Raw genomic sequence first — 12,131 nt, forward strand, 5'->3', positions numbered from 1 at the left:
ACTCTTTATTGGAGAGTTTGATCCTGGCTCAGGACGAACGCTGGCGGCGTGCCTAATACATGCAAGTCGAGCGGACCTTTTAAAAGCTTGCTTTTGAAAGGTCAGCGGCGGACGGGTGAGTAACACGTGGGCAACCTGCCTGTAAGACTGGGATAACTTCGGGAAACCGGAGCTAATACCGGATAATATAAGGAACCTCCTGGTTCTTTATTGAAAGATGGTTTCGGCTATCACTTACAGATGGGCCCGCGGCGCATTAGCTAGTTGGTGAGGTAACGGCTCACCAAGGCGACGATGCGTAGCCGACCTGAGAGGGTGATCGGCCACACTGGGACTGAGACACGGCCCAGACTCCTACGGGAGGCAGCAGTAGGGAATCTTCCACAATGGACGAAAGTCTGATGGAGCAACGCCGCGTGAGCGATGAAGGCCTTCGGGTCGTAAAGCTCTGTTGTTAGGGAAGAACAAGTGCGAGAGTAACTGCTCGCACCTTGACGGTACCTAACCAGAAAGCCACGGCTAACTACGTGCCAGCAGCCGCGGTAATACGTAGGTGGCAAGCGTTGTCCGGAATTATTGGGCGTAAAGCGCGCGCAGGTGGTCCTTTAAGTCTGATGTGAAAGCCCACGGCTCAACCGTGGAGGGTCATTGGAAACTGGGGGACTTGAGTGCAGAAGAGGAAAGTGGAATTCCAAGTGTAGCGGTGAAATGCGTAGAGATTTGGAGGAACACCAGTGGCGAAGGCGACTTTCTGGTCTGTAACTGACACTGAGGCGCGAAAGCGTGGGGAGCAAACAGGATTAGATACCCTGGTAGTCCACGCCGTAAACGATGAGTGCTAAGTGTTAGAGGGTTTCCGCCCTTTAGTGCTGCAGCTAACGCATTAAGCACTCCGCCTGGGGAGTACGGTCGCAAGACTGAAACTCAAAGGAATTGACGGGGGCCCGCACAAGCGGTGGAGCATGTGGTTTAATTCGAAGCAACGCGAAGAACCTTACCAGGTCTTGACATCCTCTGACACTCCTAGAGATAGGACGTTCCCCTTCGGGGGACAGAGTGACAGGTGGTGCATGGTTGTCGTCAGCTCGTGTCGTGAGATGTTGGGTTAAGTCCCGCAACGAGCGCAACCCTTGATCTTAGTTGCCAGCATTCAGTTGGGCACTCTAAGGTGACTGCCGGTGACAAACCGGAGGAAGGTGGGGATGACGTCAAATCATCATGCCCCTTATGACCTGGGCTACACACGTGCTACAATGGACGGTACAAAGGGCAGCAAAACCGCGAGGTCGAGCCAATCCCATAAAACCGTTCTCAGTTCGGATTGCAGGCTGCAACTCGCCTGCATGAAGCCGGAATCGCTAGTAATCGCGGATCAGCATGCCGCGGTGAATACGTTCCCGGGCCTTGTACACACCGCCCGTCACACCACGAGAGTTTGTAACACCCGAAGTCGGTGGGGTAACCTTTTGGAGCCAGCCGCCTAAGGTGGGACAGATGATTGGGGTGAAGTCGTAACAAGGTAGCCGTATCGGAAGGTGCGGCTGGATCACCTCCTTTCTAAGGAATGTACGCTTGTTGTTTTGTTTAGTTTTGAGAGAGCATTCTCTCTAAATAGGCAATTCTTACGAATTGTCATAGTTGTTCCTTGAAAACTAGATAATGTAACTAATATCAAGATATTCACAAAATATCGTTCATCTTAGTAATTTTCTTTATAGATATCATCGCTGATATCGACACATGACCAATTTTGGTCGACGGTTAAGTTATTAAGGGCGCACGGTGGATGCCTTGGCACTAGGAGCCGATGAAGGACGGGACTAACACCGATATGCTTCGGGGAGCTGTAAGTAAGCTTTGATCCGGAGATTTCCGAATGGGGAAACCCACTGCTCGTAATGGAGCAGTATCTTTACCTGAATACATAGGGTAATGAAGGCAGACCCGGGGAACTGAAACATCTTAGTACCCGGAGGAAGAGAAAGCAAACGCGATTTCCTGAGTAGCGGCGAGCGAAACGGAATTAGCCCAAACCAAGAGGCTTGCCTCTTGGGGTTGTAGGACACTCAACATGGAGTTACAAAGGAACGGGGTAAATGAAGCGATCTGGAAAGGTCCGTCATAGAAGGTAAAAACCCTGTAGTTGAAACTTCGTTCCCTCCTGAGTGGATCCTGAGTACGGCGGGACACGAGAAATCCCGTCGGAAGCAGGGAGGACCATCTCCCAAGGCTAAATACTCCCTAGTGACCGATAGTGAACCAGTACCGTGAGGGAAAGGTGAAAAGCACCCCGGAAGGGGAGTGAAATAGATCCTGAAACCGTGTGCCTACAAGTAGTTAGAGCCCGTTAATGGGTGATAGCGTGCCTTTTGTAGAATGAACCGGCGAGTTACGATCCCGTGCAAGGTTAAGTCGAAGAGACGGAGCCGTAGCGAAAGCGAGTCTGAATAGGGCGAATGAGTACGTGGTCGTAGACCCGAAACCAGGTGATCTACCCATGTCCAGGGTGAAGTTCAGGTAACACTGAATGGAGGCCCGAACCGACTCACGTTGAAAAGTGAGCGGATGAGGTGTGGGTAGGGGTGAAATGCCAATCGAACCTGGAGATAGCTGGTTCTCTCCGAAATAGCTTTAGGGCTAGCCTCATGTGTTAGAGTCTTGGAGGTAGAGCACTGATTGGACTAGGGGTCCTCATCGGATTACCGAATTCAGTCAAACTCCGAATGCCAAAGACTTATCCATGGGAGTCAGACTGCGAGTGATAAGATCCGTAGTCAAGAGGGAAACAGCCCAGACCGCCAGCTAAGGTCCCCAAGTATACGTTAAGTGGAAAAGGATGTGGAGTTGCTTAGACAACCAGGATGTTGGCTTAGAAGCAGCCACCATTTAAAGAGTGCGTAATAGCTCACTGGTCGAGTGACTCTGCGCCGAAAATGTACCGGGGCTAAACGTATCACCGAAGCTGCGGACTGTTCTTACGAACAGTGGTAGGAGAGCGTTCTAAGGGCGTTGAAGCTAGACCGTAAGGACTGGTGGAGCGCTTAGAAGTGAGAATGCCGGTATGAGTAGCGAAAGAAGGGTGAGAATCCCTTCCACCGAATGCCTAAGGTTTCCTGAGGAAGGCTCGTCCGCTCAGGGTTAGTCGGGACCTAAGCCGAGGCCGAAAGGCGTAGGCGATGGATAACAGGTTGATATTCCTGTACCACCTCCACTCCGTTTGAGCAATGGGGGGACGCAGAAGGATAGGGTAAGCGCGCTGTTGGATATGCGCGTCTAAGCAGCAAGGCTGAGAAGTAGGCAAATCCGCTTCTCATTAAGGCTGAGCTGTGATAGCGAGGGAAATATAGTACCGAAGTTCCTGATTTCACACTGCCAAGAAAAGCCTCTAGCGAGGAGTATGGTGCCCGTACCGCAAACCGACACAGGTAGGCGAGGAGAGAATCCTAAGGTGAGCGAGAGAACTCTGGTTAAGGAACTCGGCAAAATGACCCCGTAACTTCGGGAGAAGGGGTGCTCTGTTAGGGTGTTAAAGCCCGAGAGAGCCGCAGTGAATAGGCCCAGGCGACTGTTTAGCAAAAACACAGGTCTCTGCGAAGCCGTAAGGCGAAGTATAGGGGCTGACGCCTGCCCGGTGCTGGAAGGTTAAGGGGAGAGGTTAGCGCAAGCGAAGCTTTGAACCGAAGCCCCAGTAAACGGCGGCCGTAACTATAACGGTCCTAAGGTAGCGAAATTCCTTGTCGGGTAAGTTCCGACCCGCACGAAAGGCGTAACGATCTGGGCACTGTCTCAACCAGAGACTCGGTGAAATTATAGTACCTGTGAAGATGCAGGTTACCCGCGACAGGACGGAAAGACCCCGTGGAGCTTTACTGTAGCCTGATATTGAATTTTGGTACAGCTTGTACAGGATAGGTAGGAGCCTGAGAAGCCGGAGCGCTAGCTTCGGTGGAGGCGTCGGTGGGATACTACCCTGGCTGTATTGAAATTCTAACCCGCAGCCCTTATCGGGCTGGGAGACAGTGTCAGGTGGGCAGTTTGACTGGGGCGGTCGCCTCCTAAAGAGTAACGGAGGCGCCCAAAGGTTCCCTCAGAATGGTTGGAAATCATTCGCAGAGTGTAAAGGCACAAGGGAGCTTGACTGCGAGACCTACAAGTCGAGCAGGGACGAAAGTCGGGCTTAGTGATCCGGTGGTTCCGCATGGAAGGGCCATCGCTCAACGGATAAAAGCTACCCCGGGGATAACAGGCTTATCTCCCCCAAGAGTCCACATCGACGGGGAGGTTTGGCACCTCGATGTCGGCTCATCGCATCCTGGGGCTGTAGTCGGTCCCAAGGGTTGGGCTGTTCGCCCATTAAAGCGGTACGCGAGCTGGGTTCAGAACGTCGTGAGACAGTTCGGTCCCTATCCGTCGTGGGCGCAGGAAATTTGAGAGGAGCTGTCCTTAGTACGAGAGGACCGGGATGGACGCACCGCTGGTGTACCAGTTGTCTTGCCAAAGGCATAGCTGGGTAGCTACGTGCGGACGGGATAAGTGCTGAAAGCATCTAAGCATGAAGCCCCCCTCAAGATGAGATTTCCTTTTACTTCGGTAAGTAAGATCCCTGAAAGATGATCAGGTAGATAGGTTCGAGGTGGAAGCATGGCGACATGTGGAGCTGACGAATACTAATCGATCGAGGACTTAACCCAACAATTGAAATAAGTGAACGATATGAATTCTTGATACGAACACATTATCTAGTTTTGAAGGTTCAACCTTCAACTGAATATGTCTGGTAATGATGGCGAAGAGGCCACACCCGTTCCCATACCGAACACGGAAGTTAAGCTCTTCAGCGCCGATGGTAGTTGGGGGATCTCCCCCTGTGAGAGTAGGACGTTGCCAGGCAAATTTAAGGGAAACCAGTGCTTATTAAATTAGGCGCTGGTTTTTTTGTGTTTTTTGGGGGATGAGGAGGAGCGAGAGGGAGAGAGTATAGGTGATTTTGGACTAGTGGTTTTTTATCAGTTGGTGTCGAATGGGGTTTAAATAAGGTGACTTGGTTTCTAACACGGAAAAGTTGATTGATAAAATCCAAGCTGGCTGGATTGAAAGCAAAGATTTAGAGTGATTAAGCACTTTATCAGAGTTATAAGGACAATCTGGCGTGGAATTTTCTGTAGAGATTGTCATTATCAGAGCTATAAAGACAATCTGGCGATGAATTTTCTGTAGAGATTGTCATCATCAGAGCTATAAAGACAATCTGGCGGCAAATTTTCTGTAGAGATTGTCATCAACAGAGCTATAAAGACAATCTGGCGGCAAACTTTCTGTAGAGATTGTCATCATCAAAGATATAAGGACAATCTGGCGGCAAACTTTCTGTTGAGATTGTCATCATCAAAGATATAAGGACAATCTGGCGTGAAATTTTCTGTAGAGATTGTCATTATCAGAGCTATAAAGACAATCTGGCGGCAAACTTTCTGTTGAGATTGTCATCATTAGAGCTATAAAGACAATCTGGCGGTGAATTTTCCATTGAGATTGTCATCATCAGAGCTATAAAGACAATCTGGCGGTGAATTTTCTGTAGAGATTGTCATTATCAGGGCTAGAAAGACAATCTGGCGGCAAATTTTCCGTCGAGAATGTCATCATCAGCATCAAGAAGACACTCTTCCTAAGATTTCCCCCATTGAAAAGGTATCCATCGCTTTAACTGATTACCTATCTCTCTCCAGCCAGCTACCATACCCAATTCTTTTGAACAATTTTGACCAATTGACGTTTAGAGACATTACAAAAGTGGAATTCTGTTTGAGAGGGAGAGTTTTGCAAGATGCTCTGGTACTTCTCCCGCTACTGCTTCTTCTACATTTAATTTCTACATAAATAGAAGATCAACCTACTATGAATCGTAAAGGATGACAGTTTTTAGCGAAAGGTTATCTATTGAAATTTTTTTCAAGGTCTTATATATTTTACATATAGTCAAAGATAGTCAAGGTCAGATAGGAGGATAGCATGAGAAACATATCTGATGTCATTGAACAATACTTGAAACAAGTATTGGAACGGAGCAGGGAGAATTCTGCGGAGATAAAAAGAAGTGAGATTGCTGATAAGTTTGAATGTGTGCCTTCTCAGATCAATTATGTGATAAATACGAGATTTACGATCGAGCGAGGATATTTGGTGGAAAGCAAGCGTGGGGGCGGTGGTTATATCCGGATTATCAAGATTAAGCCGCATGATCATTTGCAACTAATCGACCAGATCATGGAGTTAATAGATGTGAGGGTTTCACAGGCAAGTGCGGAGGATGTTATCTATCGCCTGGTGGAAGAGAAGGTTATTTCCGCCCGGGAAGCGAAGATAATGGTAAGTGTGATGGATCGATCCGTTTTGTATTTAGGGTTGCCTGAAAGAGATGAATTGCGGGCGAGGATGTTGACAGCAATGCTGACCACTCTGAAGTATCGGTAGGGGGGATATAAATGGTATGTCAGGAATGTAATGAGCGCCCAGCCGCTCTTCATTTTACGAAAATCATTAATGGGGAAAAATCCGAAATCCACATATGTGAGCAGTGTGCACAGGAAAAGGGAAGCATGTCGATGTTTACTGGTGGCTCTGGTTTTTCCATAAATAATTTAATTGCCGGGCTGTTGAATACGGAACAGGCGATTCCTAATCCAAAACAGGAGGAGCTCGAGCCTAAGAAAGTGCTGCAGTGTGAGCGTTGTAAGATGACATTTACACAGTTTACGAAGATTGGCCGGTTTGGCTGTTCCGAATGTTATCATACGTTTTCCGATAAGATGCAGCCTATATTAAAAAGATTGCACAGTGGAAATACCGTGCACGCCGGTAAGATTCCGAAAAGAATCGGTGGCAGCATGCATGTGCGAAAAGAGATTGATTCCCTGAAAGAGGAATTACAGGAGCTTATCAGACAGGAAGAATTTGAAAGCGCGGCGAATACTAGAGATAGAATCAGAGAGTTGGAAAGGCAACTGAGTGAAAAAAGAGAGGGGGAGCAGTAGATGTCTCTTGAACACTTTTTGAATAATGCAGTCAGTTCTTGGATGAATCAGGAGGGCCCCGACTCAGATATCGTCTTGAGCAGCCGGGTAAGGCTGGCGAGGAATCTGGAGAATATGCAGTTCCCAACAGTGGCGAGCAATGAGGAAGCGCAAAAGATTGTCGATGTAATGAAACAGCATTTTGGAGAAAAAGCGTTTCAGGATCTTGGGGATCTGGAGTTCCTTCTTATGGAGGAATTAAATGCGCTAGAGAAGCGGGTGCTGGTAGAAAAGCACCTGATCAGTCCACAACTGGCGGAGGATTCGGCATTTGGTGCATGTTTGTTATCACCTAATGAAGAAGTGAGCATTATGATAAATGAGGAGGACCATATAAGGATTCAATGTTTGTTTCCCGGACTGCAGCTGAATGAAGCATTGCAGGTGGCCAATTCATTGGATGATTGGATAGAAGAGAAGATCGATTATGCGTTTGATGAAAAACGAGGATACTTAACCAGCTGCCCGACAAATGTGGGTACGGGGCTACGGGCTTCGGTCATGATGCACCTTCCAGCATTGGTGCTGACCCAGCAGATGAACAGGATTGTCCCGGCGATTAATCAATTGGGATTGGTTGTTAGAGGAATTTACGGGGAAGGCAGCGAAGCTTTAGGGAACATCTTTCAGATTTCCAACCAGATGACACTAGGAAAGTCGGAAGAGGATATTGTCCAAGACCTTATGAGTGTCGTGCAACAACTAATTACGCAGGAGCGATCTGCCCGGGAAGCATTAGTTAAAACTTCGAACATACAATTAGAAGATAGGGTTTTTCGCTCATACGGGTTGCTGGCGCATAGCCGGGTCATGGAAACGAAAGAGGCGGCAAAATGTTTGTCAAATGTCCGGCTCGGTATCGATTTAGGGTATATCACCGACATTTCCAGATCAATTTTGAATGAATTAATGATATTGACCCAACCAGGGTTCCTGCAGCAGTATGCTGGGGGACCATTAAAGCCAAATGAAAGAGATGTTCGCAGGGCGAGCTTAATTCGGGAAAGAATGCGATTAAAGAGATAAATTATTCGGGAGGCGATTAGATATGATGTTTGGTCGATTTACGGAAAGAGCACAAAAAGTATTAGCATTAGCACAAGAAGAGGCATTGCGCCTAAGCCATAATAATATTGGGACGGAGCATATCCTGCTTGGATTGGTAAGGGAAGGGGAGGGCATTGCCGCAAAAGCGCTGATCGCCCTTGGTTTAGGACCTGAGAAGATCCAGAAGGAAGTGGAGAACCTGATTGGCAGAGGGCAGGACAGTGGACAGTCCATTCCTCACTACACTCCAAGAGCGAAGAAAGTGATTGAGCTTTCCATGGACGAAGCACGTAAACTGGGACACTCCTATGTGGGAACGGAGCATGTCTTGCTTGGTCTTATCCGCGAGGGGGAAGGCGTGGCGGCACGTGTTCTGAACAACTTGGGTGTAAGCTTGAACAAAGCGCGTCAACAAGTGTTACAGCTGCTTGGAAGCAATGAATCTTCAGGAGGGCATCAAGGAGGAGCGTCTGCCAATGTAAATACGCCTACGCTTGATAGTCTTGCAAGGGATCTTACAGCAGTTGCTCGCGAAGGAAGCTTGGATCCTGTTATCGGACGAAGCAAGGAAATCCAACGTGTCATTGAAGTACTGAGCCGTAGAACGAAAAATAACCCAGTGCTGATCGGGGAGCCTGGGGTCGGTAAAACCGCTATCGCGGAAGGACTTGCACAGCAAATTGTGAACAATGAAGTACCGGAAATCCTCCGTGACAAGCGGGTTATGACCTTGGATATGGGGACGGTGGTAGCAGGGACCAAATACCGCGGTGAGTTTGAGGACCGTTTAAAGAAAGTAATGGATGAGATTCGCCAAGCGGGCAACATCATCCTGTTCATTGACGAGCTGCACACGTTGATCGGTGCGGGTGGGGCAGAAGGTGCGATCGATGCATCCAATATCCTGAAACCATCCTTGGCTCGTGGGGAGTTACAATGTATCGGTGCGACAACATTGGATGAGTACCGAAAATATATTGAAAAAGACGCAGCACTAGAACGCCGTTTCCAGCCAATCCAGGTGGATGAGCCGACAACGGCGGAATCCATTCAGATTCTGACGGGTCTTCGTGACCGTTATGAAGCTCATCATCGCGTATCCATTACCGATGAGGCGATCGAGCAGGCGGTTAAGCTTTCCGACCGCTACATCAGTGACCGCTTCCTTCCGGATAAAGCAATCGACTTAATTGATGAAGCCGGATCAAAAGTACGACTTCGTTCTTTTACGACACCTCCGAACTTAAAAGAGTTAGAGGTAAAGCTTGAGTCTGTCCGCAACGAAAAGGATGCGGCTGTACAAAGCCAAGAGTTTGAAAAGGCAGCATCATTAAGAGATACAGAGCAGCGTCTTCGTGAACAATTAGAAGAAACGAAGAAAACATGGAAAGAAAAGCAGGGACAAGAGAATTCCGAGGTGACAGTGGAGGATATTGCGATGGTCGTGTCCAGCTGGACTGGGATTCCGGTATCGAAGCTTGCGCAAACGGAAACCGATAAACTGTTGAACATGGAATCTCTATTGCATTCCCGTGTCATCGGCCAGGATGAGGCGGTTAAGGCGGTATCCAAAGCCGTTCGCCGTGCACGTGCAGGGTTGAAAGATCCAAAACGCCCAATCGGTTCCTTCATATTCCTTGGGCCGACAGGGGTCGGGAAAACCGAACTTGCTAGAGCCTTGGCAGAATCCATCTTTGGTGACGAGGATGCGATGATCCGTATCGATATGTCCGAATACATGGAGAAGCATTCGACTTCCCGTCTTGTAGGTTCCCCTCCAGGATATGTAGGCTATGATGAAGGTGGCCAATTGACGGAGAAGGTACGCCGTAAGCCGTACTCTGTCATCCTATTGGATGAAATTGAAAAAGCACATCCTGATGTGTTCAATATACTATTGCAAGTGTTAGAGGATGGCCGTCTGACAGATTCGAAGGGTCGTACAGTCGACTTCCGGAACACGCTTGTCATCATGACATCCAACGTAGGGGCGGATGCCTTGAAGCGTAACAAGTATGTAGGCTTTAACGTACAAGATGAGAACCAGAACTATAAAGACATGAAAGGGAAAGTGATGGATGAGCTGAAAAAAGCGTTCCGTCCGGAGTTCCTGAATCGTGTCGATGAAATGATCGTCTTCCACTCCTTGGAGAAAACACACTTGAAAGAGATCGTTACATTGCTATCTGAGCAGCTGACGAAGCGTCTGAAAGAACAGGATATTGATCTGGAGCTGACAGATGCAGCAAAAGAAAAGATTTCCGAAGAAGGGTACGATCCAGAGTACGGGGCAAGACCGTTGCGTCGTGCCATCCAGAAGCATGTGGAGGATAAACTTTCCGAAGAGCTGCTAAGAGGCAATATTGAGAAAGGTAAGAAAATCTCCTTGGATGTAGTAGACGGGGAATTTGTGGTTCGTGGTGTGGAAAAAGTGAAATAAGCATGATAGTCGATGGTTGAGAATAGAAGCGGAGGGCAGCTCTTTAATTGGAGCTTTCCTCCTTTCTTGTATTATCCAATGGTTTAAATTAGCGTAAATAATGTGAAATAAGGTATCATAAAAGAAGGAAAACAATGGTATTTTTATTATGCTCTTTTCATAAAGATTATTGTTAACATAGAGAGGATTTTTGGATGGCAAAGCGTAAGACAAAGTTTATGTGTAAGGAATGCGGGTATGAGTCTCCTAAGTGGATGGGGAAATGCCCGGGATGCCATGCATGGAATACGATGGTCGAGGAGCTTGAGGAGTCCAGGACTCCAAGGCGCGGAGGCTTTACGACATCTTCCTCCACACTGGCAAGGAAAGCGGAATCCATTACTAAAGTGGAAAATATAAAGCAGTCAAGGATCTACACCGATATGGAGGAGTGCAACAGGGTGCTTGGAGGCGGATTGGTCCAAGGTTCGCTTGTTCTTATCGGAGGAGACCCGGGGATCGGGAAATCGACTTTATTGCTGCAGGTGTGCTCTCAGTTGGCTATGAAGAAACACCGTGTCCTATACATATCCGGGGAAGAGTCTGTTCAACAGACGAAGCTGCGTGCAGATCGCTTAGGCGTGCAGGCAGAAGAGCTGTTTGTATTATCCGAAACGGATTTCGAACTGGTGGCAAAAGCGGTAGATGACATTCAGCCTACCCTGCTGGTTGTCGATTCCATCCAGACCGTTTATCATCCGGCAGTCACTTCAGCGCCGGGAAGCGTGTCCCAGGTCAGGGAGTGTACCGCGGAGTTGATGCGTATTGCGAAAACGAAGAACATCGCTGTTTTCATCGTAGGACACGTGACCAAGGAAGGATCCATCGCCGGCCCACGATTACTGGAGCACATGGTGGATACTGTGCTATATTTTGAAGGAGAACGGCACCATACATATCGCATATTGCGGTCTGTAAAAAATAGATTCGGTTCCACCAACGAAATAGGTATTTTTGAAATGAAGGAAGAAGGACTGACAGAAGTGAAGAACCCTTCTGAAATCTTTCTTGAAGAACGTTCCAAAGGAGCTGCAGGCTCTACTGTAGTGGCATCCATGGAAGGGACGCGCCCGGTATTGGTGGAAATTCAGGCACTCATTTCACCGACAGGTTACGGTAATCCGCGTAGGATGGCAACAGGAATTGACCATAACAGGGTCTCCCTCATCATGGCCGTGCTCGAAAAGAGGGTGGGCCTCTTGTTACAGAATCAGGACGCTTACCTGAAAGTTGCCGGCGGGGTTAAACTCGACGAACCGGCTATCGATTTAGCAGTAGCCGTGAGCATAGCTTCCAGCTTCCGAAACCAAACGTCTGAACCGACGGATGTGGTGATCGGCGAAGTAGGATTGACAGGTGAGATCAGACGGGTTTCCCGAATTGAACAGCGCGTGCAAGAAGCAGCAAAACTTGGGTTCAAACGGGTGATCATCCCAGCGAAAAACCTTGGGGGATGGACCGTTCCGAAAGAGGTCAATGTCATCGGTGTTAACACCATCGAGCAGGCTCTTCAATATACTCTAGGGGGATAG

At 48.2% G+C, this 12,131-nt stretch carries 5 protein-coding genes and 3 rRNA genes; all 8 read left to right on the forward strand.

What is annotated here, in order from left to right:
- The first annotated feature begins 5 nt into the window (after window positions 1-5).
- The 8 genes from MKY77_RS00555 (at window position 6) to radA (ending at window position 12,131) form a co-directional block, all read left to right on the forward strand.
- Window positions 6-1,557: ribosomal RNA gene (locus MKY77_RS00555) — 16S ribosomal RNA — on the forward strand.
- A gap of 202 nt (window positions 1,558-1,759) precedes the next feature.
- Window positions 1,760-4,691 (forward strand): 23S ribosomal RNA (locus MKY77_RS00560).
- Window positions 4,692-4,773: 82 nt separating this feature from the next.
- Window positions 4,774-4,890, forward strand: a 5S ribosomal RNA gene (rrf, locus tag MKY77_RS00565).
- The 16S, 23S and 5S rRNA genes sit together here, the layout of an rRNA operon.
- A 1,122-nt stretch (window positions 4,891-6,012) precedes the next feature.
- On the forward strand, window positions 6,013-6,474 hold the full coding sequence (locus MKY77_RS00570; RefSeq protein WP_339148325.1) for a CtsR family transcriptional regulator: 462 nt from the start codon (window positions 6,013-6,015) through the stop codon (window positions 6,472-6,474).
- Window positions 6,475-6,485: 11 nt separating this feature from the next.
- Window positions 6,486-7,034: a UvrB/UvrC motif-containing protein gene (locus MKY77_RS00575; RefSeq protein ID WP_339148326.1), complete on the forward strand. Its 549-nt coding sequence runs from the start codon at window positions 6,486-6,488 to the stop codon at window positions 7,032-7,034.
- Complete coding sequence (locus MKY77_RS00580) at window positions 7,035-8,099, forward strand: protein arginine kinase (protein ID WP_339148327.1); 1,065 nt, start codon at window positions 7,035-7,037, stop codon at window positions 8,097-8,099. It begins immediately after the preceding gene.
- Window positions 8,100-8,121: 22 nt separating this feature from the next.
- Window positions 8,122-10,560, forward strand: a complete 2,439-nt coding sequence (clpC, locus tag MKY77_RS00585; protein ID WP_339148328.1) for an ATP-dependent protease ATP-binding subunit ClpC — start codon at window positions 8,122-8,124, stop codon at window positions 10,558-10,560.
- Between the two features lie 194 nt (window positions 10,561-10,754).
- A complete protein-coding gene (gene radA, locus MKY77_RS00590; RefSeq protein ID WP_237665327.1) occupies window positions 10,755-12,131 on the forward strand; it encodes a DNA repair protein RadA in 1,377 nt (458 codons plus the stop codon).

Source organism: Sutcliffiella sp. FSL R7-0096 (assembly GCF_038595065.1).
Lineage (GTDB): Bacteria > Bacillota > Bacilli > Bacillales > Bacillaceae_I > Sutcliffiella_A.